Here is a 22301-nt window from a genome sequence, read left to right as displayed (position 1 = left end):
ATCAACGCATGAGCATTCCATTCCCGCCGATGCAGCGTCCGCTGGTCGCGATCCTTCGCGGGATCAAGCCGGAAGAAACGGCCGGCATCGTCAGTGCGCTGATCGAGGCCGGCATGACCGCGATCGAGATTCCGCTGAATTCACCGGAGCCGTTCCGCTCGATCGAGATCGCGGCGAAGCGCGCGCCTGCCGACGTCCTGATCGGCGCCGGCACGGTGCTGACGGCCGCAGACGTCGATCGCCTCCGTGACACCGGCGGCCGCCTCATGGTGTCGCCCAATGTCGATGTCGACGTGCTGGCTCGCGCCCGCCACCACGGCATGGTCACCATGCCCGGCGTGTTGTCGCCGACCGAAGCATTGCTGGCGGCACGTGTGGGTGCCTCGAGCCTGAAATTCTTTCCGGCGAGCGTGCTCGGCGCCTCCGGCATCACCGCGATCCGCGCGGTGCTGCCGCCGGACGTGATGATCGCAGCGGTCGGCGGCGTGTCGGATCAGAATTTCGCGGAGTATGTGCGAGCGGGCATCCGCGCATTCGGCCTCGGCAGCAGCCTCTACAAGCCGGGCATGACGGCGGCCGATGTTGTCTTCAGGGCCACGGTGACGATCGAGGCTTATGACCGGGCGGTCCTGGGCGTGGGCTAGGCCTGGTCGGCAACTCGATCGCTAATCGTCGCGCTTGCCGCCGTCGATCACCCGGAACAGCGGCGCCGCCTCGCGGGGATGCTCGAGCAATTCATCGACCATGGCGACGGCGGCCGCAACGTATTTCCCGGTCGCGGCGTCCAGCGGTCGTTCGGCTTCGTCGGACAATGCGAGCTTGGCGCCCTCGAGCAGTTTGCGGGTACGGACTGCGGACTCGTCGCCTGCGGTGAGCGAGGCGCGAGCGATCGACCGCAACACGAACAGCTCGCCTTCGAGCCGCAGCAGGCGGTCGTTCAGCTTGCTCAGCACAGTGTTCAGGTTTCGCATGGCGTCCTCCGGCCTTCGACGACCTTTCTTACACCGTCATTCCTGACGAAATTCTTGTGTCGGTCGCGCCAGGTTCAATCGCTGTCCTCTTCGTCGGTGCCTCGTGAGTTCGAGGCCGAGCGGCCGCTGTAATGCCGGGGAGCCGGCTCGGCCCTTCTCGGGCTCGCGCCTTCGCTCTCTCGCAATTCCTTCCGCGCGCGCCGCGCCACTCGCATCGCCCGCTTGATGTTCGGATCGTGCGAGTCCTCGTCGAAGAACAGCACGATCTCGCAGCTCGGGCACTGGCGCGAATATCCGTTCTGCAGCCGCTTGGCCCGGTCGCGAAAGACGTTCTTGCAGCGCGTGCAACGGACTTGGACCGAATCTTCCATGACAATTCCAGTATCGATAGCGAGCGCCGGCGCTCGGAAGGGCTCTTGCTGAAAATGACGATCGATCGAGAAATCACCGAACACGCCGACCTATAATCGCGGCGAGAATGAGGAGCTTCGCCAGCAGCTCGCATCCAGCATCCAAGAAGGAATCGGAACCTGGTTCACGCACGGAGAACTACGGAAACATTCGGTGCGCTGAATGATAAGAACGCCAAGCGAATTCAGGGCAGACCGTGAACATCAGAGCATGGACGCGTCGTGGTCCATGCTGGGAGCAGCCGACACCGAACCCAGCTTCGCTTCGGCTTCGTCTGATAGCCCATTTGGGCCATGCTTCTCGGCCGTGGACGTGCAGACATGGAGCGGTCAGGATTTTGCATCACCTTCCTGGGGCTAGTGCCGGCGCCGTCCGCATGTATTTCAAGCGGGCGGCGTCGTGCATTCGGGGTGATGCGCAAACGACTGGGATCAGTGATCCACCGGTCGGAGTTCGAGGCCCTCGATTTGCACCCGCGGTTTCGAGGTGCCGTCTGGCTCGGTCGGCGGATGCAATGTGATCGGCGCATTGGTGCCGCCGCTGAGAACGTTTGCATCGGCGCCGCCGGCGTGGGCGTAACCGCCGGCCAGTTCATCGACCCCGATCCATGGCACGGTCGCCATCACTTTCCAAGTCAATGATACGTCCTGATCGCCGATGAATACGCCGAAGTTACGAATAGCCGCGACGTAGCGGCTGTCCGGCGCGGCATCGACGTGCAGCACGCAATCGAGATTGGTCACCGGTCCGAGGATGAACCCGGCATCGGGGCCGCCATGACAGTCAAGCGTCCCGGCCTGCACCTGCTGTGCGTCGGCGGTTGCGATCGGTGCAGCGAAGACAACCAGGCTGCACGCGGCAACGAGCAGCGAATGACCGATGATGCGCATGGTGCCGGACAACGCAAATGGATGCAGAGTCGTCCCACGAGCTCTCACGCAGCGCTCGTTTGTGGTTAAGGGAGCGTTAGCTCGGCCTTGGGCGCTGAGGAGCGCGCGGGCACGATCATCGCTAGCCGACGTGAGCGCCGCCGCGGCCACGGCGCGGCAAATGCCAACGTGATCTCTGTGTGATCATCGCAATCGACCAATGACCGTGTGTCCTTGATGCGAGCGGCGATTTCGTCGCCTTGGTTTCGGACGACGTCGTGTGGTGGAACCCTGCTTCGCCATAAGGGATCGGCGTCTGGATCGCTTGTCGCTTATCAGGTGGCGCGCGTATGAATTGTTATTGCGGCAGCTAGGCTGCGGGGAGCGGGTAATTCCGTCAACTGTCGGTTGACTGCCAAACGGACATGTTTAGAAATGGGCTGTTACCAGTTGGGAGTTTGTTAGCAATGAAGGCCGTTTCGTGTTGCGTCGGTGTTCTTGTTTCCGCGCTCTGTTTTTCGACCGCTGCATTTGCGGCGCCAGTAGCCAACATCGGCGATCAGTTCTCCGGAACCCTCACGATCAATCCGTCGGCGTCGTGCTCGAGTTGCACCGCGAATCCCAACTTCGTGTACGAAACTTACTACAATGCCGGTTCGATCTCGTTGAACCTGGATGGAACTCATTGGGCCGGCGGCTCGCTCTATATTGAGGTCTCTTACCAGCCGGGTCTGGCACAATGGGCTGGATCCACCGCGTCAGGCGACGGGATATCCATCATTTTGGATGGATCGACCCGCTCGACGTCGATCTTTCCGCTCGACCTGTCGAACTACCAGGTCCAGCCTGTGGTGAAGCAGATTTCCTTCCATGCCCAGGCCGACAATGGTGACATTTATTCATACGCTGGAGATTTCACGTCGCTGACCCAGCTGGATGGTACAGCCAACTTCTCTTTCGAGGGGTCTATCACTGACTTCAGCATCTTCACGCCGTCCGTGCCGGAGTCATCGACCTGGGCCATGATGCTCCTCGGCTTCGCCGGCGTTGGCTTCATGATGCGCTTTCGCCGTGTATCGGCACTTGCCGTTGCTGATTAGGCTGTAGCGGTCGATCCATGCTGAAGGGGTGCTGCCGAGTCAGGCGCCTTAGTGGCGCGTGCGTTGTCAACGCGAGAATTTGGTCAATCGGCTTTGGAATTTTTTTCGATATTCCCGCCGACGTGACCCACCGGAACAGGCGTTCCAAAAAGTGGGTCAATCAGAGGCAGATTGTAAAGTGATTTCAGCGCGTCATTTTTGCTGGCGATCCCGGCAGGATTCGAACCTGCAACCCGCGGAGTAGAAATCCGCTACTCTATCCAGTTGAGCTACGGGACCGTGGCCGCCTTGTAGCACCGCCATTATGAAAAATCCGCCTTTCCGCCAAGTCCGTCCGAACCGATTTCTGGGGGCGGACGACAAAGGCGAGCAGGGGTCCCGGCCTGCGTTGGCCGGTCCAGCCCCCGAGCCGGCATGACACTGCCGCCGGGGCTGGTCAAAGGAATGTCGGCAATGCGATCTGTGACGTTTCGCCCGTTGATGTCCGCGCCTTCACTCCGTCACCTTTTCGCGCATTTTCTAATCCCAACGCGGCGCTCGACCGCGGGGCGTTCAGGAGCTCCATCATGATCGGATTGGTTCGTGCCGCTGCGATTTGCGCCACGCTGGTGCTTGGCCTGGTGAGCGCCGGGGCCGCGGACAAGGCCTTCAAGCGCGACGACCTCGCCGATTCCGCGATCAAGCTGGAGGCGCAGATCAAGAGCGAGGCGGGCGCGGTCAACAAGTCGGCTGCCACGTTGCGCACCGACGCGGACGCCGCTTTCAGGCGCAATGATTTCCGCGGCGGGTTGCAGATCCTCGGCCAGATCGCAGCGACCGCGCCGGAGGACGGCGCCAATTGGCTGCGGCTCGCCAAAACCGTCTTCCAGATTCGATCGACCAGCTCTACCGAACAGACCTTCTTGATGGAGCGTGCCTCCACGGCGGCCTACATCGCCTATCAGCGTGCCGGCAATCCGGCCGAGGAGGCCGATGCGCTGGCGGTGCTCGGCAAGGCGTTCGCCGAGCGCAAGCTGTGGCGCCCGGCACTCGACAGCCTGCGGCTGTCGCTCGACCTGCGCGAGGTCGCCGATGTCAGGGGCCAATATGAGAAGATGCGCGACGAGCACGGCTTCCGGCTGCTCGATTATACCGTCGATTCCGATTCGGCCTCGCCGCGGGCCTGCTTCCAGTTCTCCGAGGAATTGGCAAAACGGGTCGACTTCGCGCCGTTCCTGGCGCTGGCCGGCACCGACAAGCCGGCCCTGTCGGCGGAAGGCCAGCAGCTCTGCGTCGACGGGCTGAAGCACGGCGAACGCTACAACATCAATTTGCGCGCCGGCCTGCCGTCGACGGTCAAGGAGACCCTGCCGAAATCGGCCGAATTCAACATCTATGTCCGCGACCGCAAGCCGTTCGTGCGCTTCACGGGGCGCGCCTATGTGCTGCCCCGGACCGGACAGCGCGGTATCCCGGTGGTCAGCGTCAACACGCCGGCGGTCACGATCGACGTGTTCCGGATCGGTGACCGTAACCTGATCAACACGGTGATCGACTCTGACTTCCAGAGCACGCTGAGCCGCTACCAGCTCTCCGATCTCGGCGACCAGCGCGGCGTCAAGGTCTGGTCGGGCGAGCTGGCGACCGCCACGACGCTGAACCAGGACGTCGTCACGGCATTTCCGGTCGACCAGGCGCTCGGCGACTTGCAGCCGGGTGTCTATGTGATGACGGCGGCGGCCAAAGGCCCCGGCAGCGACGATGACGGCACGCTGGCGACGCAATGGTTCATCGTCTCCGACATGGGGCTGTCGGCCTTCTCCGGCAACGACGGTATCCACGTCTTCGTCAATTCGCTGGCCTCGACCGAGGCGGTCGCCAACGCCGAAGTGAAGCTGGTCGCCCGCAACAACGAGATCCTGGCCACCCGGAAGACTGACGCCGCCGGCCATGTGCTGTTTGAGCAGGGGCTGGCGCGCGGCGAGGGCGGCTTGTCGCCGGCGCTACTCACGGTGACAGGCGAGAAGGCCGATTACGCCTTCCTGAGCCTGAAGAGCAATGCCTTCGATCTCACCGACCGCGGCGTCGCCGGCCGGGCGATCCCGGTTGGCGCGGACGCGTTCGTCTACGCCGAGCGCGGCGTCTACCGCTCCAACGAGACCGTTTACTTGACGGCTCTGCTGCGCGACGGCCAGGGCAACGCGCTGACCGGCACGCCGCTGACCATGGTGATCGAGCGGCCTGACGGCGTCGAGTTTCGCCGCGCCGTGCTGCCCGATCAAGGCGCCGGCGGCCGGATGCTGGCGGTGGCGTTGAATTCCGCGGTGCCGACCGGCACCTGGCGGGCGCGCGTTTTCACCGATCCGAAGGGCTCGGCCGTCGGTGAGACCACCTTCATGGTCGAGGATTACATCCCCGAGCGGATCGAATTCGATCTCACCAGCAAGGAAAAGACGATCAAAGCTGAAGTTCCAGTGGAACTTCAAGTCAGTGGCCATTTCCTCTACGGCGCGCCGGCTTCGGGCTTGCAGCTCGAAGGCGACATGCTGGTCGCACCGGCGGCAGGCGGGCGACCCGGCTATGCCGGCTACCAGTTCGGTGTCGACGACGAGCAGACCGCGAGCAACGAGCGGACCCCGATCGAGGACCTGCCGGAGGCCGATGCCAACGGCGCCGCGACGTTCCCGGTGAAGCTCGACAAGGTCCCGACCTCGACCCGGCCGCAGGAGGCCCAGATATTCATCCGGATGGCGGAGACCGGCGGCCGCTCGGTCGAGCGGAAGATCGTGCTGCCGGTGGCGCCGGCGGCCTCGCTGATCGGGGTCAAGCCGCTGTTCGGCGACAAGAGCGTGGCCGAGGGCGACAAGGCCGAATTCGACGTCGTGTTCGTCGCGCCCGACGGCAAGCAACTGGCGCGCAACGGGCTGCGCTACGAGCTGTTGAAGCTGGAGTCGCGTTACCAATGGTACCGGCAGAATTCGTCCTGGCAGTATGAGCCAGTCAAGTCGACGCGCCGCGTGGCCGATGGCGACGCGAGCCTGACGGCCGACAAGCCGCTGCGCCTGAGCTTCCAGCCGCAGCCCGGCCGCTACCGCCTCGACGTCAAATCGACCGATGCCGACGGTCCGGTGACCTCGGTGCAGTTCGACGTCGGCTGGTACTCCGACGGCAGTGCCGACACGCCCGACCTGCTGGAAACCTCGATCGACAAGCCGGAATACGCCTCAGGCGACACCATGACGGTGTCGGTCAATGCGCGCACCGCCGGCAAGCTCACGGTCTATGTGCTCGGCGACCGGCTGCTGACGACCCAAAGCGTCGACGTCAAGGAAGGCACCCAGCAGGTCAAGCTGCCGGTCGGCAGGGACTGGGGCACCGGCGCCTATGTGATGACGACGCTGCGCCGTCCGCTCGATGTTGCGGCCGGGCGGATGCCGGGCCGCGCGATCGGGCTGAAATGGTTCGGCATCGACAAGAAGACGCGCACGCTCGCCGTCACGCTGTCGCCGCCCGCCCTGGTGCGGCCGGGCTCCACCTTGAAGATTCCGGTCAAGCTCGGCGGGCTCAATCCCGGCGAGGATGCCAAGGTGGTGCTGGCCGCGGTCGATGTCGGCATTCTCAATCTGACCAACTACAAGCCGCCGGCGCCCGACGATTACTATCTCGGCCAGCGTCGTCTGACCGCCGAGATCCGCGACCTCTATGGCCAACTGATCGACGGCATGCAGGGCACGCGCGGCCAGATCAGGAGCGGCGGCGATTCCGCCGGCGCCGAGCTACAGGGCTCGCCACCGACGCAGAAGCCGCTCGCGCTCTATTCCGGCATCGTCACAGTGGGTCCCGACGGCACCGCCGAAGTGAGCTTCGACATTCCGGAGTTTGCCGGCACCGCGCGCGTGATGGCAGTGGCGTGGAGCGCCACCAAGCTTGGTCGCGCCAATGTCGACGTGACCGTGCGCGATCCCGTGGTGCTGACCGCGACCTTGCCGCGCTTCCTGCTGACCGGTGACAAGGGCACCATCAGCATGGATATCGACAATGTCGAAGGTGCCGCCGGCGATTATGCCGTCAGCATCAAGGCAAGCGGCCCGATCAAAGTCTCGGGCAATCCGACCACGACCGTGAAGCTCGCCGCCAAGCAGCGCACCTCGTTGTCGCTCGGCCTCGAGGCCGGCGGTGCGGGTCGTGCCGATTTCGATGTCGACATCTCCGGGCCGAACGGGCTGACGCTGGCGCGGCACTACGCGCTCGACGTCAAGCCCGCCACGCAAGTGCTGGCGCGCCGTTCGATCCGCACGCTGGCGAAGGGCGAGAGCCTGACGCTGACGTCGGACATGTTCTCCGACCTGGTGCCGGGCACCGGCAGCGTCTCGATCTCGGCGAGCCTGTCGACCGCGCTCGACGCCGCGAGCATCCTGAAGGCGCTCGACCGCTATCCCTATGGCTGCTCCGAGCAGATCACCAGCCGCGCGCTGCCGCTGCTTTATGTCAACGATCTCGCCGCCGGCGCCCATCTCGCGATGGACACCGCGGTCGACCAGCGCATCCGCGATGCGATCGAGCGGCTGTTGGCGCGCCAGGGGTCCAACGGTTCGTTCGGCCTGTGGTCGGCGGGGGGCGACGACGCGTGGCTCGATGCCTATGTGACCGACTTCCTCACCCGGGCCCGCGAAAAGGGCTTTGCGGTGCCGGACGTGCTGTTCAAGAACGCGCTCGACCGCGTCAGGAACTCGGTGGTCAATGCCAACGAGCCGGAGAAGGATGGCGGCCGTGATCTGGCTTATGGGCTCTATGTGCTCGCGCGCAATGGCGCAGCCCCGATCGGCGATCTGCGCTATCTCGCCGATACCAAGCTGAACAATCTGGCGACGCCGATCTCCAAGGCGCAACTCGCGGCGGCGCTGGCGCTGGTCGGTGACAAGGCGCGGGCCGAGCGGGTGTACGGAGCCGCGCTCGACGCGCTGAACCCGAAACCGGTGCTCGAGTTCGGCCGGGTCGATTACGGCTCGGCGCTGCGCGACGCGGCCGCCCTGGTCTCGCTGGCGGGTGAAGGCAATGCGCCGCGCACCACGCTGACGCAGGCCGTGCTGCGGGTGGAAGCGGCGCGGGGTCTGTCGCCCTACACCTCGACGCAGGAGAATGCGTGGATGGTGCTGGCGGCGCGTGCGCTCGCCAAGGAGACGCTGGCGCTCGACATCAACGGCCAGGGCGTCAAGACCGCGGTCTATCGCAGCTACAAGGCCGACGAGATGACCGGCCAGCCGCTCAAGATCACCAACACCGGCGATGCGCCGGTGCAGGCGGTGATCTCGGTGTCGGGCTCGCCGGTGACGCCGGAACCCGCCGCCGCCAACGGCTTCAAGATCGAGCGCAGCTATTTCACGCTCGACGGCAAGCCGGCCGATGTCACCAAGGCGAAACAGAACGACCGCTTCGCGGTTGTCCTGAAGGTCACGGAGGCGAAACCCGAGTTCGGGCACATCATGGTGGCGGACTATCTGCCCGCCGGGCTCGAGATCGACAATCCGAACCTGGTGTCGTCGGGCGATTCCGGGACGCTCGAGTGGATCGAGGACGGCGTCGAGGCGAAGAACACCGAGTTCCGCGATGATCGCTTCACCGCGGCGATCGACCGCGCCGCCAACGACAAGTCGGTGTTCACGGTGGCCTATGTGGTGCGCGCGGTCTCGCCGGGCAAATATGTGCTGCCGCAGGCCTATGTCGAGGACATGTACAACCCCTCGCGCTACGGCCGCAGCGGCACTGGCACGGTCGAGGTGAAGCCGGCGAAATGAGTGAAGTCGTGAACCAGCAACAGTCGTCATGCCGGGACAAGCCCGGCCATGATGGCGGTCGCAAGAGTCTGGTGCTGCGCGCCGCGGCTGCGATAGCGGTCGTGCTTGTTGCGATCACCGGTGCCTTCGCGGCCTGGGTCGTCTCGCTCGGTCCGTTGCCGCTCGACAAGGCGCAGCAGGTTTCGACCACGGTCGTCGATCGCAACGGAAAGCTGTTGCGCGCCTATGCGATGGCGGATGGGCGCTGGCGGTTGCCGGTCGACGCCAAGACGTCGGTCGATCCCGGCTACCTCAAGCTGTTGTTCGCCTATGAGGACAAGCGCTTCTATGAGCACCACGGCGTCGATCCGCTGGCGCTGTCGCGCGCTGGATTCCAGTTGCTCACCCGTGGCCATATCGTGTCCGGCGGTTCGACCATCACGATGCAACTGGCGCGGCTGATCGAGCCGCGGCATCAGCGCTCGTTGTATGCAAAACTGCGGCAGATGGTGCGAGCGGTCGAACTGGAGCGGCAGCTCTCGAAGGACCAGATCCTCGATCTCTATCTCGCGCTGGCGCCCTTCGGCGGCAATCTCGAGGGCGTCCGCGCCGCCTCGATCGCCTATTTCGGCAAGGAGCCGAAGCGACTGTCGCTGGCGGAGGCCGCGTTGCTGGTGGCGTTGCCGCAATCGCCGGAGCGCCGGCGGCTCGACCGTTACCCCGAAGCCGCTCATGCCGCGCGCGATCGCGTGCTCGACCGCATGGTGGAGGACGGCGTGGTGTCGACGGACGATGCCGCGCAGGCCAGGGCCGCGGCAGTGCCGAAGCTGCGCAAGCAGATCCCGATCCTGGCGCCGCACTCGGCTGACCAGGCGGTCGCGACGATGAAGGACGCACCCGTCATCAAGCTGACGCTGGACGCCACGTTGCAGCGTAACCTGGAGGCGCTGGCGCGCGACCGCGCCATCGCGCAGGGGCCTGACGTCTCGGTCGCGATCGTCGCGGTCGACAATGAGACCGGCGACGTGCTCGCACGGGTCGGTTCGGCAGACTATTTCGACGAGCGGCGGGCCGGGCAGGTCGACATGACGCGCGCGGTGCGCTCGCCGGGCTCGACCTTGAAGCCGTTCATCTATGGTCTCGCCTTCGAGGATGGCTTCGTCCATCCCGATAGCCTGATCGAAGACCGGCCGATCCGCTTCGGCAGCTACGCGCCGGAAAATTTCGACATGACGTTCCAGGGCACGGTGCCGATCCGCAAGGCCCTGCAATTGTCGCTCAATGTGCCGGCGATCGCATTGCTCGACCGGGTCGGGGCGAGCCGGCTGTCGTCGCGGCTGAAGCAGGCCGGCACCAGCCTGGTGCTGCCGAAGGACGAGGCGCCGGGTCTTGCGATGGGCCTCGGCGGCGTCGGCATCACGTTGCAGGATCTGGTCCAGCTCTATTCCGGGTTGGCGCGGCTCGGCGTCACCAGGCCGCTGCGCGAGATCGTGCAGGCGAATGATCGCCGCGACACGATGCGGCTGATGGATCAGGCCGCCGCCTGGCAGGTCGGCAATGTCCTGCTCGGCACGCCGCCGCCGGAGAACGGCGTGCACAACCGGATCGCGTTCAAGACCGGTACCAGCTACGGCTATCGCGACGCCTGGTCGGTCGGCTTCGACGGCCACATCACGGTCGGCGTCTGGGTCGGCCGTCCGGACGGCGCACCGGTGCCGGGTCTCGTTGGCCGCACGGCTGCGGCACCGATCCTGTTCGACGCCTTCGCGCGCACCGGGAAGATCCCGGCGGCCTTGCCCAAGCCGCCGCGCGGCGTGCTGGTCGCCTCCAACGCAAAACTGCCGCCGCCGCTGCGCCGGTTCCGGCCGCTCGGCGAACTGGTCCGCAGCGGCAATGATCAGGCGCCGCATATCCAGTTTCCGCTGAACGGCTCGCGCATCGATGTCGATCAATCCGAGGGCGGCCGCAATGCGGCGATGCCGGTCAAGGTCGCCGGCGGGGTGCTGCCCCTAACGGTCCTTGTGAATGGTGTCTCAGCCGGGGACATCGACAGCCGGCGGCAGCGCCTGATCGAGCCGCCCGGGCCGGGTTTTGCGCGGCTGACCGTGATCGACGCCACCGGCGCGGCGGATACCGTTGTGATCCGCGTGCAATGATGGCGCGGGAAAGCGGAATGGTACGGGTGGAAAGGGGAACAGCACGGTTGTTTGCGCTGCGGTTTCATCGTATGCGAAATCCATGGTGGATAGCCTCCAACCCCGGCGCTTTGGAGCAGGGCAACAGTCTGTAAAACCTGCGCATTCGAGCCGCAGGCTATTCATGGCGTTCGAGTTCGCGACGGCCAGCCATTGGCGTTCGATCGCATTCCTGACGCTGACCTGCCTGGTGCTGTTCCTGCCGGGCTTCTTCACCATCCCGCCGATCGACCGTGACGAGGTGCGCTTCGCCCAGGCGACCAAGCAGATGGTCGAGAGCGGCGACTTCGTCGATATCCGGTTCCAGGACGACGTCCGCTACAAGAAGCCGGTCGGCATCTACTGGATGCAGGCCGCGGCGCTCAAGACCATCTCCGCGCTCGGGGTACCGCGTGCCCAGGTCCGCATCTGGGTCTATCGCCTGCCGTCCCTGATCGGCGCGATCGGCGCCGTGCTGTTGACCTATTGGACGGCGCTTGCCTTCGTGACCCGGCAGGGCGCGGCGCTCGCCGCGTTGATGATGGCAAGCTGCGTGCTGCTCGGGGTCGAGGCGCGGCTTGCCAAGACCGACGCGATGCTGCTGCTGACCGTGACCGCGGCGATGGGCGCGATGGCGCGGGTCTATCTGTCCTGGCAACGCGGCGAGGATCCTGCGCATCCGTCATGGGGACCGCCCGCGATCTTCTGGACGGCGCTCGCGGTCGGCATCCTGCTCAAGGGGCCGCTGATCCTGATGTTCGTCGGCCTTGCGATGGCCGGGCTTGCGATCCTCGATCGGTCGGCGGCGTGGTTCTGGCGGATGCGTCCGGTGTGGGGCCTGATGTGGACCCTGGTGCTGGTGCTGCCGTGGTTCGTGCTGATCTTCCTGCGCGCCGGCGAGACCTTCTTTGCCGACTCGGTCGGCGGCGACATGCTGAGCAAGCTCGGTGCCCAAGAGTCCCATGGCGCGCCGCCGGGGCTCTATCTGCTGCTGTTCTGGATCACGTTCTGGCCGGCTGCGCCGCTCGCCGGCATGGCGGCGCCGGCGGTCTGGCGTGCGCGGCGCGAGCCCGGCGCCCAGTTCCTGCTGGCCTGGCTGGTCCCGTCCTGGATCGTGTTCGAGGCGGTGCTGACCAAGCTGCCGCATTACGTGCTGCCGCTCTATCCGGCAATCGCGATCCTGACCGTGGGGGCGCTGGAGCGGCGCGTGCTGTCGCGCTCCTGGCTGATCCGTGGCGCAGCCTGGTGGTTTGCGATCCCTGCATTCGGGTCGGTGCTCGTGATCGTCGGCGCGATCAAGGCGATCCACCAGCCGGTGTTTCCGGCCTGGCCGTTGTTCGCCGTCGCGATGGTGTTCGGCCTGATCGCCTGGTGGATGTTCGAGGACAGCCGCGCCGAGCGCTCGCTGCTCAATGCGGTGATCGCCGCGGCGTTGCTGGCCGGTGGCACCTACGGTGTGGTGCTGCCGCGGCTCACCACGGTGTTTCCGAGTCAGGAGGTCGCGCGGGCGCTGCGCAACGTGACCTGTGTCGGCCCCAAGGCAGCGGCGGCCGGCTTCCATGAGCCAAGCCTCGTCTTCATGACCGATACCTCGACGCTGCTTACCGACGGATCGGGCGCCGCTGACTTCCTCGGGCAGGGCTCGTGTCGGTTCGCGCTGGTCGAGCAGCGCTCGGAGCGCGCCTTCGTGCAACGCGCCGAGGCGATCGGCCTGCGCTACAACGCGCCGGTCCGCGTCGAGGGCTACAACATCTCGCAGGGCAAGGCGGTCTCGATTGCGATCTTCCGTTCCGAAGGGACGGAGTAGCATGCCGGCGCCGCCAGCCCCTGCGGAATCCGCCAATTATTTCGGACGATTGCTGACGCTGCTCTGGCTGTCGCTTGCCCAGCTCGTGCGCCCGCCGTCGCATTCGCGACGGGCCGCAGCGGCGCGGCGCTCGGCGCGCCACGTGCTGCTGCTCGTGGTCATCGTCGGCTGCATCATCGTCACGCTGATGTACGCGATCGATGTTGCTGAAATCAGTATCATGCCGCCGCGCGGCACGCCGAGCCTCTGGTGGGTGAAGATCCTGACCGACTTCGGCAAGGACAAGTATGTGCTGTGGACACTCGGCGTGCTGCTGGTCGCGGTCGCGCTCGCAGCACCCGCGTTGCGCGGCGTGGCGCGGGCGACCTTGCTCGGCTTGGGGACGAGGCTGCAATACCTGTTCCTGTCGGTTGCCTTGTCGGTCGCGGTGGGTGAGGTGATCAAATGGGTCGTTGGCCGCGGACGACCGTTCGTCGGCGGCAAGGCCAATGCCTTCAACTTCCAGCACTTCGCCGGCACCGAGGCCTATTCGAGCTTTCCGTCCGGACATTCGATCACCGCGTTCGCGCTGGCCTTCGCCGTGTCGGCGGTGTGGCCGCGGGCGCGGGTCGCGATGCTGGTCTACGCGCTGATCATCATCGCAACGCGGCTGGTGCTGCTGGCCCATCATCCGAGCGACGTGGTGGCGGGAGCTGCGGTCGGCGTGATCGGCGCGATCGCCGTGCGCTACTGGTTCGCCGCCCGCCGCCTTGGTTTTGCCATCGATCGCGATGGCACTGTGGTGGCGTTGCCGGGCCCCTCGGAAGGGCGCCTCAAAAGGGTTGCGAGGAGCGCCTTCGCCCCATAAAAGCGGTCGCCCGGCGGCCGGATCGGGCGGGTTCCAGCCGCGGACCCCACATTCAACCACGAGTGCCGAATTGCCTGTTTCCGACCCAACGCCGGTCGCCGTTTCCATCGTCGTGCCCGTGCGCAACGAGGCGGACAATGTTGCGCTGCTGGTCGCCGAGATCGCGGCCGCGCTCGACGGGCGTTGGGCTTACGAGATCATCTACGTCAACGACGGCTCGACCGATGCCACCGGCGAACGGCTCGGCGCGATCATGGCGCAGCGGCCCAATCTGCGGCAGCTCCGTCACGCGGTCTCTTCGGGGCAATCGGCGGCGGTGCGCAGCGGCGTTCGTGCCGCGCGCGGTACGATCGTGGCGACGCTCGACGGCGATGGCCAGAATGATCCGGCATTCCTGCCAGACCTGATCACGGCGGTCGCGAGCGGCAACGGGCGCGTCGGCCTCGCCGCGGGCCAACGCGTCGGACGCAAGGATACTGGATTCAAGAAGCTGCAATCGCGGATCGCCAATGCGGTGCGCAGCATCATCTTGAGTGACGGCACGCGCGATACCGGGTGCGGCCTCAAGGCGTTTCCGCGCGACGTGTTCCTGGCGATGCCCTATTTCGACGGGCTGCACCGCTTCCTGCCCGCGCTGGTCCGCCGCGAGGGATATGCGATCGCCTATGTCGACGTCGTCGACCGACCGCGCCATTCCGGCGTGTCGAACTATGGATTTTTCGACCGGCTGTGGATCGGGATCATGGATCTCGCCGGCGTGTGGTGGCTGATCCGCCGCAAGAAGCCGACGCCTGTCGTCACCGAGGTGACGGACGTTACCGAAGTGCCGGGCGTGACCAAGGTGTAATGATGCTGATTCAGTACGGCCAGGCGCTGAGCGCCTATTTCTACGACGTGTTCGTTGCCAAGTTCGACTTCTGGCTGGCGTTCGGCCTCGTCGCGCAATTGCTGTTCACCGCGCGCTTCCTGGTGCAGTGGATTTCCAGCGAGCGTGCCGGGCAGAGCGTGGTGCCGATGGCGTTCTGGTTCTTCTCGATGGGCGGCGGTCTGATGACGCTGATCTATGGGCTTGCCAAGCGCGAGCCGGTCATCATCATCGGGCAGGGCCTCGCCACATTGATCTACATTCGCAACATCATGCTGATCATGAAGAACCGCGGCCGCGCGTCGAAGACGCTCAACAACTGATTCGTGCGGTCGCGAGCCGCGCCAGCGGTATGCCGGGCTTCCACGGGAATTTCGACATCATCCAGCAACCGAATCCGATCGAACGTCAAACAATCGCCTCAAGCGGCATGGCATCTACGGTTCGCCGTGGGCGTGGCGGCATTCCGTGACCGTGCCCCAGGGAATAAGGGGCGTTGATGACTGGCCGCGGCGAAGCGACGAGAACGGATAGACATTCATCGAGCGTTCGCGATGTCGCCTTGCTGGACGAGCCGCCGCTGACCGGCGCAGGCGGCCTGCCGGACCGGCGTGCCGTGAGTGTCCGCTGGATGGCGGCGACGGTCCTGATCGGGACTGCTGCCGTCGCGCTCCTTGGTAGCGCGCTGCGCGGAACGTTCGGCTATCACGCAACATTTGCAGCGTCGCCGGTGGTTTCGGTTCCGCGCGCTACGGGGCAGGTGGTCGATGACGCGCGGCGCGGTGACCGGCTCGACCACAAGCTCAGCTCGCAGGAGACTCCGGTCGCGCTCAAGATCGAGCAGTTGAGCGATGCCGGATCGGTCCGGCCGTTTACCCGCGTGTCGGCACGGCTTGCCGAGATCGATCCCGGACCATCACAGGACGATCACCGCGAATCGGCGGAAGGCAGCAAGAACAACCAGCGAGTTGGCTCGCAACATTCGTTGCTGTCGGAATTGCCATCGATCATCCGGGTAGGCCGATCGCGCGGCGAGTTGCCCGGCGGTACCAGCGCTTATGCCGACGATGGAGAGGGGGCGCATGCGCCATCGCCGATCGGCGAACCAGTCAATGTAACGAGCCTTCCGAAGTCGCCTGCTTCGACCGGTCACCATCGGCACATCGTGATCGCCAGAGCTGGTGACACGCTCGCGGCTATCCTGCACGCCGTGAAGGCGGTCGACGACGCGCCGTCCATCCTGGCTGCCTTTCCGTCATCCGGTGACCGCAAGACACTGTCCGGCGGCGAGAAGATCACGATCATCGAGCAGAACGACGGCGGCGCTTCGTCAAACGCTCATGTCGCGAAGGTGTCGATCGAACAGGTGGACTCGACCGTGTCCGCCGTCGGTCGCACCGACAGCGGTCAATACCAGGCGATCGTGCCGGAGCAGCCGGACCTTGCCGTGCGGAACGAGAAGTTGCTGCGTCAGACCATCGATACGCATTCTGTCCCCGGCGAAACGCTACGTGACGGCCTCAACGCGCTTGCACGGTCCAATCACGTCGACGAGGGCATCGTTGCCGAATTGCTGCGTCTTTGCGGCCGCGACTTCGACCTCGATGGACCGCTCGGCGATGCCGATGTTGCCAAGATCATCTATGCCCCCAACGAGATCGGCCAGCCGGAACTGGTGTTCATCGACCTCGCTGCTGGCGGCCAGACCCGCCGCTACTACCGGTTCACGGCGCCGGATGACGGCAGCTCTGACTTCTACGACGAGGGCGGCCAGTCGATCACCAAGTTCCTGTTGCGCAAGCCGGTGGTCAGCGGTCGCCTCGGCGACGGGTTTGGCTGGCGGATTCATCCGATCCTGGGCGATCGCCGTTTCCATGAGGGCGTCGACTACGCCGCGCCGTATGGGTCGCCGATTGCCGCCGCCGGCGCCGGCGTGGTCGAGACCGAAGGGTACGAACGCGGATATGGCAAATACATCCGGATCCGCCACGATCGCGGTTATGAGACGACGTACGCCCACATCGCGAGCGTCCCGCCCGAGCTGAAGATCGGAGACCGCGTTCGTCAGGGCGAGACGATCGCCTATGTCGGATCGACCGGGCTCTCGACCGGACCGCATCTCTATTATGAGGTGCGGATCAACGGCCGCAACGTCGATCCGCTCCGGATGAAGTTGTCCGGCGGCCGGCTGCTGCAAGGGGAACTGCTTGGCGCTTTCGATCGCCAGCGTGACAGCATCGACCAACTTGCTGCTGCATCCGCGTCTCCACAGCGCCGCCTCGGCTCCGAGAAGCGGCCGCCGACATAGCGCAGCGCGCATTCGGTCGATCAAAGCCGCCCGGGCGCCGGGAGCTCGGCCGCGTCCACGGCTTTCTCGCGATCGGCCGCGGTCTCGCCGGCGGCATCGAGCACGGGATAGGCGACCGAGCAGATGTGCGAATGGATGCGGCGGAGGTCGCGCAGCACGTCGAGATGCAGCGAGGTGGTCTCGATCGTCTCCGGCCGTCCCTCGCGCAGCCGCTCCAGATGGCGTTCGACGGCGGCGAGTTCCGCCGCGCGTAGCGCCGCCTTCTCGGTGAGCAGTTTGCGGGCCTCGGCGGCGTCGCCTGACATGAACACGCCGAATGCGATCCGCAGCGAGTCGATCGTGCGCTTGTGGAACGCCGACAACTCCTCGGCGCCTTCGGCGGAGAATTGCAGGCGGTGCTTGATCTTCTTGGTCGCGAGCTCGCTCAGGTTCTTGTCGACGATATCGCCGATATGCTCGAGGTTGATCGCGAATGCGACGATCTCCATGGCGCGATGGCCCTCGCGCTCATCCAGGCTGCCGCGGGTGAGTTTGGTCACGTAGAGCTTGATCGCCTCGTTCAGCCGGTCGACCGTGTTGTCCATCTTCGACACCTGGTCGACCAGGGCGCGATCGTTGGTCATCATCGCCGCCATGACCTTGCGCAGCATGGCCTCGGTATGGTCGCCCATATGCAGCACCTCGCGCGCGGCATCGGCGAGCGCGAGCGAGGGCGTCTCCAGCGCGCTCTCGTCGAGATAGCGCGGCCGCGACGGATCGGTCTCCTGCGCCCGCTTCGGCAGCAGCCGCTCGAGCAGCCGCGCCATCTGGTCGAGCACGCCGATGAACAGCAGCGCGGTCGCGACGTTGAAGGCGATGTGGAACAACGCGGTCGCCTTGGCGAGATCGGGCTGCCAGGCGTGGACGGCCTCCGTGATCGGGCGCAGGAACGGCACCACCAGCAGGACACCGACGACGCGGTTGACGAGGTTGCCGACCGGCAACCGGTAGCTCGCCGGATTGTCGCGCCGCGCGCCTTCCATCAGCGGATTGATGGCGCTGCCGAGATTGGCGCCGAGCACGAGCGCGAACGTGGCATAGGGCGAAATGAACTGGGAATAGGCCAGCGACATCACCAGCAGCACGCTGGCGACGCTGGAATGGACCAGCCAGGTGACGATCGCGCCGATCAGGATGCAGAGTACCGGATCGCCGGTGATGGCGCCGAGGAACACGCGCACGCCCGGGGCATTCTCGGCCGGCGCCATCGTGTCGAGCAGGATGTGCAGCGCGAGCAGCATCAGGCCGAGACCGATCGAGACCCGGCCGAGATCCTTGATCCGGGAGCGCGGGCCGCTGCGGAACGCGACGAGGCCGGTGATGAACAGCACCGGCGCCACGGCTGCCACGTTGAACGACAGCACCTGCACGATCAGCGTGGTGCCGATATTGGCGCCGAGCATGATCGCGAGCGCCGGCACCAGGCTGACGATCTCCTCGGCGGCGAACGAACTGGTGATCAGGGCGGTGGCAGTCGAGCTTTGGAGCAGGGCGGTCAGGCCGAGGCCGGCGCCAAGCGCGCTGAACCGGTTGTTCAGCGCCCTCGCCAGCAACAGCCGCAAATCCGGCCCGAAGGCACGCAAAATTCCACTGTGGACCATGTGCAGGCCCCACAGCAGGAGCGCGACGCCCCCCATCAGATCGAGCAGAACTAGACTTCCCATACGTCCTGGATATCCCGGCAAATTCGAGTCGAAGGATTCACGCTATCGCCAAATGACTGCGGATCAACCCCTTTTTGTTCCCATCGCAACGGGATTGTCCGGTGAACGAATTCCGAAAATGACCGTTCAATTGCGAGCGGTTCCGCTAGCTAGTTCCCAATCTTTCCCGGCTATGACGGTAGGAACGAGAGAGCTGTCCAGCCAGCGAGCTGTCCAGAAAGGCTTTGGGGATCAGTATGTTTGTGAATCGCCGTAAGAGCGAACGCCGGCCCTGCCGGAGCGTTGCAAAAATTCAGCTGGGCACGGGGTCGTTGCCCCGCGATTGCATGATCACCGATATCTCGGCCGGTGGTGTCAAGGTGATCGCCGAATATCTGGAGATTCCGCCGGAATTCACCATCATCCTGTCGAGCGGGAGCCCGCGTCAGTGCCGTCTGGCCTGGCGGATCGGACACGAATTCGGCGCCCAGTTCGTCGACTGACCCGGCCACCGGCCCACGCCTGCTGAATGTTCGGCACCGCATCTGGGCCAGATGACGGCGACATGATGGCATCCTTAACCGGAACTTAGGGTTAAGCTGTGAGCATTCCGGAACCTTCGCTGTTCCGAGTCTCGTTGATGTCAGAGAAACTATCCCGACCAATTGGCCGCGCGCGCCGGTTCGCTGGCTCGGTGTCCGCCGCAATCCTGCTGATCGGGCTGTGCGCCTGCCAGACTTCTGGCCCGTCAGACATCACTGGGTCACTGGGCGACACCGCGGAGGCCACCCCGGCTCCCGCCGATCCGCGGCGCGATATCGCGACCTATCAGGAACGCGTCCGATCCAATCCGAAGGATGTCGATGCCGCGCTGAAATATGCCCGGGCGTTGCGCGCGACCGGCCAGCGGGCGCAGGCGGTCGCAGTCATGGAGCAGGCGGTGCTGGCGCAGCCGAGCAACAAGGCGCTGCTCGCGGGCTACGGGCGTGCGCTGGCCGACAATGGCAATTTCCAGCAGGCGTTTGACGTGCTCGGGCGCGCGCACACCCCGGAAGATCCGGACTGGCGCATCCTGTCGGCGCAGGGCGCAGTGCTCGACCAACTCGACCGCCACGACGAGGCCAGGCAGTATTACGCGAGCGCGCTCAAGATCGTGCCGGACGATCCGTCGGTGCTCTCCAATCTCGGCCTGTCCTACCTGCTGTCAAAGGATCTGCCGAAGGCCGAGGAGACGTTGCGCCGTGCCCAGGCGCGCGCACCCGGCGACATGCGGGTGCGAACCAATCTTGCCGTCGTGGTCGGCCTGCAAGGCCGCCAGTCCGAGGCCGAGACCATCATGAAGGCCGATTTGCCGCCGGAGCAGGGCTCAGCCAATGTCGCGGCGTTGAAGCGGCTGTTGGCGCGCAGGGATGCGAGCCGGACCGACAAGGACAAGATTCCGGTTGCCGCCAGCCGACGCGACTAAGGCGCGACGGCGTTGCAGGTGACTTGAGACCGATCGCTAGCCGGCGGCGCGGCGCGACTGCAACTTCTTGAGGATCGGCGACAGGAACGACTCGCGCGCCTCGGCGAGATCGGGGCGGCCGGTGAGGCGTTGCGCGATCTGCAGGAAGGTTTTGGTGGTGCGGTGCCGCGCCGAGACTTCCGCGATCATCTGGCCGTTGTTGGCGGCTTCACCGAACAGCCTGCAATCGAACGGGATCGCCGCGATCGGCTGGCTTTCGATCGCCTTGGCGAAATCCTTGACCTCGATCTCGGGACGCTTCGACATGCCGACCTGGTTCAGGCAGTAGAGCGGCGGCCGGTCGTTGGGACGCGCGGTCCGCAGCAGGTTCATCATGTTCTTGGTGTTGCGCATGTTGGCGAGATCAGGCTCGGCGACGATCAGGATATCGTCGGCGCCGACCAGCACGCGCTTGGTCCAGGCGGTCCATTGATGCGGCACGTCCAGCACGATGCAGGACGTGGTCATGCGCATGGTGTCGAAGATGGCGTCGAAGGCTTCGGCGCCGAAATCGTAGACCTGATCGAGGGTGGCGGGCGCCGCCAGCAGGCTGAGGTGATCGCTGCACTTGGCGAGCAGGCGATCCATGAACGCGCTGTCCGGACGTTCCGGTGAGAACACCGCGTTGGCGATGCCCTGGGCCGGATCCTGGTTGTAGTCGAGGCTCGCGGTGCCGAAGGCGAGGTCGAGATCGACGACGACCGAATCGAGCCCGAGGTCGCGTGCGATGGTCCAGGCGACATTGTGCGCGACGGTCGAGGCCCCGACGCCGCCCTTGGCGCCCGCGACCGCGATCAGGCGGCCGACCGAGACTGCTTCGGAGGCCGAGAACAGGCTACAGATCGAGCGCACGATATCGAGCACCTTGACCGGCCCGACGACGTAGTCGTTGACGCCGCGCCGCACCAGTTCGCGATATGGCGCGGTCTCGCCGGGCGTGCCGAGCACGACGACGCGGGTGCCGGGATCGCAGACCGTGGAGAGTTCATCGAGACCGGCGAGGAAGTCGTTGTCCGGCTCGGTCTCCAGCATGATAACGTTGGGCGTCGGCGCCTTGTGATAGGCGTCGATCGCCGCGGCGATGCCGCCCATATGGACGGAGAGGTGCGCCTTGGCGAGCCGGCGGTCTTCGGCGGCGGCGCGCGCCGTCGTGGCGGTCGCGACGCTGGCGCAGAAAGCCTGCACCGAAATCCGCGGCGCCGGCGCGATGTAGTCGTTGGCGGTCTGCGGCTCGTCTTGCTCTTGGGCGGTCATTTCGCGGCGTCGCTCAGCTTGGCTTTCTCGGTTTCCGGATAGGAGGTCGCGGTCGATACGCCCTTGCGGTATTTGTCGAAGGCGATCGAACGACGCGGCGTGTAGGCGGCGGTCTCGCTTCGCGGCTGCTCCAAATCGGACGGATTGGCGACCATCGCGGCAAGGTTGCGCTGGGTGGCGCAGCCGAAATTGTCGTACTGCTTGTTCTGGTTGTAGCTCGGATTGTCGATCGAGGGGCCGAGGTCGGTCGGCCACAATCCGCACGGGCCGGCGACGGCAGCCATTTTCGGGTAGCTGAGGCGAATGGTGGCGAGGGCACGCGGATCGTCGGTTTGGTAGGAGCGCCTGGTGATGGCGTGGCCGGGCACACCCATCGATTCGAGCAGGCCGCGGATCTCGCGATACACCGCCTGCGCCGAACGCGAATTCGGGGTGTCGGCCGGCACGTCGATGGCGATCGCGCCGGTGCCCTCGCGCCGCCAGGTGCGCGCCAGCCCCATCACGTCGTCGCGCTGCGTCTCGGTGAGATTGCCGCGGGCGCGGCCCACGAACACGACGATCGACTGCTCGCCTTCGGTGACCGCGATCGGGTGCCGCAGCCGGTAGTCGTCGGGCAGGGTGCCGGTGACGACGTCATTGTTCGTCAGGTTGCAGCCGCCGAGCGCGATCGCTGACGCGGCGAGGGCGCCGAGCAGCGACAGCGTCCTGAGGTGACCGGCCCGTGTGTTGCGTGTCATCATAGGATCCCCCAATCCC

Annotated in this window: 16 protein-coding genes, 1 tRNA gene and 1 pseudogene; 11 read left to right on the top strand and 7 right to left on the bottom strand. The window is 65.5% G+C overall.

The window, feature by feature from the left end:
- Positions 1-8: 8 nt before the first annotated feature.
- Complete coding sequence (locus tag CWS35_RS25470; RefSeq protein ID WP_100954464.1) at positions 9-644, top strand: 2-dehydro-3-deoxy-6-phosphogalactonate aldolase; 636 nt, start codon at positions 9-11, stop codon at positions 642-644.
- A gap of 21 nt (positions 645-665) precedes the next feature.
- Here CWS35_RS25470 and CWS35_RS25465 read toward each other — a convergent pair whose 3' ends face one another.
- From CWS35_RS25465 to CWS35_RS25455, 3 genes are all read right to left on the bottom strand, one after another.
- A complete protein-coding gene (locus CWS35_RS25465; RefSeq protein WP_024583592.1) occupies positions 666-971 on the bottom strand; it encodes a hypothetical protein in 306 nt (101 codons plus the stop codon).
- 74 nt (positions 972-1045) lie between these two features.
- A complete protein-coding gene (locus CWS35_RS25460) occupies positions 1046-1426 on the bottom strand; it encodes a Zn-ribbon domain-containing protein (RefSeq protein WP_245438656.1) in 381 nt (126 codons plus the stop codon).
- A 387-nt stretch (positions 1427-1813) separates the two neighbouring features.
- The gene (locus CWS35_RS25455) at positions 1814-2284 is read right to left on the bottom strand and encodes a DUF992 domain-containing protein (protein ID WP_100954460.1); all 471 of its coding nucleotides are present in this window, start codon (positions 2282-2284) and stop codon (positions 1814-1816) included.
- A gap of 959 nt (positions 2285-3243) precedes the next feature.
- Between CWS35_RS25455 and CWS35_RS40690 the strand changes: the two are divergent.
- Positions 3244-3351: pseudogene (locus CWS35_RS40690) on the top strand (PEPxxWA-CTERM sorting domain-containing protein); the annotation flags it as partial.
- A gap of 202 nt (positions 3352-3553) precedes the next feature.
- Here CWS35_RS40690 and CWS35_RS25445 read toward each other — a convergent pair.
- Positions 3554-3630 (bottom strand) — tRNA-Arg (locus CWS35_RS25445).
- Between the two features lie 287 nt (positions 3631-3917).
- Here CWS35_RS25445 and CWS35_RS25440 point away from each other — a divergent pair.
- The 7 genes from CWS35_RS25440 to CWS35_RS25410 all read left to right on the top strand — a co-directional run bounded on the left by CWS35_RS25440 (position 3918) and on the right by CWS35_RS25410 (position 17105).
- Positions 3918-9125 (top strand): alpha-2-macroglobulin, encoded by a 5208-nt coding sequence (locus tag CWS35_RS25440; protein ID WP_100954456.1) that lies wholly within the window; start codon positions 3918-3920, stop codon positions 9123-9125.
- The gene (gene pbpC, locus CWS35_RS25435) at positions 9122-11260 is read left to right on the top strand and encodes a penicillin-binding protein 1C (protein ID WP_100954454.1); all 2139 of its coding nucleotides are present in this window, start codon (positions 9122-9124) and stop codon (positions 11258-11260) included. The genes CWS35_RS25440 and pbpC overlap by 4 nt, the downstream gene beginning before the upstream one ends.
- 82 nt (positions 11261-11342) lie before the next feature.
- On the top strand, positions 11343-13085 hold the full coding sequence (locus tag CWS35_RS25430; protein WP_024583598.1) for a glycosyltransferase family 39 protein: 1743 nt from the start codon (positions 11343-11345) through the stop codon (positions 13083-13085).
- A gap of 1 nt (position 13086) precedes the next feature.
- Entirely contained in the window at positions 13087-13932 is an 846-nt protein-coding gene (locus tag CWS35_RS25425; protein WP_100954452.1) for a phosphatase PAP2 family protein, read from the top strand.
- A gap of 70 nt (positions 13933-14002) precedes the next feature.
- Positions 14003-14779 (top strand): glycosyltransferase family 2 protein, encoded by a 777-nt coding sequence (locus CWS35_RS25420; protein ID WP_245438654.1) that lies wholly within the window; start codon positions 14003-14005, stop codon positions 14777-14779.
- Between the two features lie 2 nt (positions 14780-14781).
- Positions 14782-15120, top strand: coding sequence for a lipid-A-disaccharide synthase N-terminal domain-containing protein (locus CWS35_RS25415; protein WP_024583601.1), 339 nt, complete (start codon positions 14782-14784; stop codon positions 15118-15120).
- Positions 15121-15359: 239 nt separating this feature from the next.
- Positions 15360-17105 carry a M23 family metallopeptidase gene (locus tag CWS35_RS25410; RefSeq protein WP_157817225.1) on the top strand — a complete coding sequence of 582 codons (1746 nt, stop codon included), beginning with the start codon at positions 15360-15362 and terminating at the stop codon, positions 17103-17105.
- 20 nt (positions 17106-17125) lie between these two features.
- On the opposite strand, the gene CWS35_RS25405 is transcribed toward CWS35_RS25410, so the two are convergent.
- Positions 17126-18808, bottom strand: a complete 1683-nt coding sequence (locus CWS35_RS25405) for a Na/Pi cotransporter family protein (protein ID WP_100954446.1) — start codon at positions 18806-18808, stop codon at positions 17126-17128.
- Between the two features lie 236 nt (positions 18809-19044).
- On the opposite strand from CWS35_RS25405, the gene CWS35_RS25400 reads away from it, so the two are divergent.
- Positions 19045-19290, top strand: coding sequence for a PilZ domain-containing protein (locus CWS35_RS25400; protein ID WP_024583604.1), 246 nt, complete (start codon positions 19045-19047; stop codon positions 19288-19290).
- Positions 19291-19427: 137 nt separating this feature from the next.
- Positions 19428-20252 carry a tetratricopeptide repeat protein gene (locus CWS35_RS25395; protein WP_245438653.1) on the top strand — a complete coding sequence of 275 codons (825 nt, stop codon included), beginning with the start codon at positions 19428-19430 and terminating at the stop codon, positions 20250-20252.
- Between the two features lie 36 nt (positions 20253-20288).
- Here CWS35_RS25395 and CWS35_RS25390 read toward each other — a convergent pair whose 3' ends face one another.
- Both CWS35_RS25390 and CWS35_RS25385 read right to left on the bottom strand, forming a co-directional pair.
- A complete protein-coding gene (locus tag CWS35_RS25390) occupies positions 20289-21545 on the bottom strand; it encodes an AAA family ATPase (RefSeq protein ID WP_100954444.1) in 1257 nt (418 codons plus the stop codon).
- On the bottom strand, positions 21542-22285 hold the full coding sequence (locus tag CWS35_RS25385; RefSeq protein WP_100555049.1) for a CpaD family pilus assembly protein: 744 nt from the start codon (positions 22283-22285) through the stop codon (positions 21542-21544). The genes CWS35_RS25390 and CWS35_RS25385 overlap by 4 nt, the downstream gene beginning before the upstream one ends.
- Positions 22286-22301 lie beyond the last annotated feature (16 nt).

It is taken from the genome of Bradyrhizobium sp. SK17 (assembly GCF_002831585.1).
GTDB lineage: Bacteria > Pseudomonadota > Alphaproteobacteria > Rhizobiales > Xanthobacteraceae > Bradyrhizobium.
The sequence above is the reverse complement of the archived record's forward strand: the minus strand, read 5'-3'. Positions and strand labels throughout refer to the sequence as shown.

Bases quoted from the DNA above. Each gene is read 5' to 3' on its own strand.
- CWS35_RS25470 (WP_100954464.1), top strand. From the start codon at position 9: ATGAGCATTCCATTCCCGCCGATGCAGCGTCCGCTGGTCGCGATCCTT.
- CWS35_RS25465 (WP_024583592.1), bottom strand. From the start codon at position 971: ATGCGAAACCTGAACACTGTGCTGAGCAAGCTGAACGACCGCCTGCTG.
- CWS35_RS25440 (WP_100954456.1), top strand. From the start codon at position 3,918: ATGATCGGATTGGTTCGTGCCGCTGCGATTTGCGCCACGCTGGTGCTT.
- pbpC (WP_100954454.1), top strand. From the start codon at position 9,122: ATGAGTGAAGTCGTGAACCAGCAACAGTCGTCATGCCGGGACAAGCCC.
- CWS35_RS25430 (WP_024583598.1), top strand. From the start codon at position 11,343: ATGGTGGATAGCCTCCAACCCCGGCGCTTTGGAGCAGGGCAACAGTCT.
- CWS35_RS25425 (WP_100954452.1), top strand. From the start codon at position 13,087: ATGCCGGCGCCGCCAGCCCCTGCGGAATCCGCCAATTATTTCGGACGA.
- CWS35_RS25415 (WP_024583601.1), top strand. From the start codon at position 14,782: ATGCTGATTCAGTACGGCCAGGCGCTGAGCGCCTATTTCTACGACGTG.
- CWS35_RS25405 (WP_100954446.1), bottom strand. From the start codon at position 18,808: ATGGGAAGTCTAGTTCTGCTCGATCTGATGGGGGGCGTCGCGCTCCTG.
- CWS35_RS25400 (WP_024583604.1), top strand. From the start codon at position 19,045: ATGTTTGTGAATCGCCGTAAGAGCGAACGCCGGCCCTGCCGGAGCGTT.
- CWS35_RS25395 (WP_245438653.1), top strand. From the start codon at position 19,428: ATGTCAGAGAAACTATCCCGACCAATTGGCCGCGCGCGCCGGTTCGCT.
- CWS35_RS25390 (WP_100954444.1), bottom strand. From the start codon at position 21,545: ATGACCGCCCAAGAGCAAGACGAGCCGCAGACCGCCAACGACTACATC.
- CWS35_RS25385 (WP_100555049.1), bottom strand. From the start codon at position 22,285: ATGATGACACGCAACACACGGGCCGGTCACCTCAGGACGCTGTCGCTG.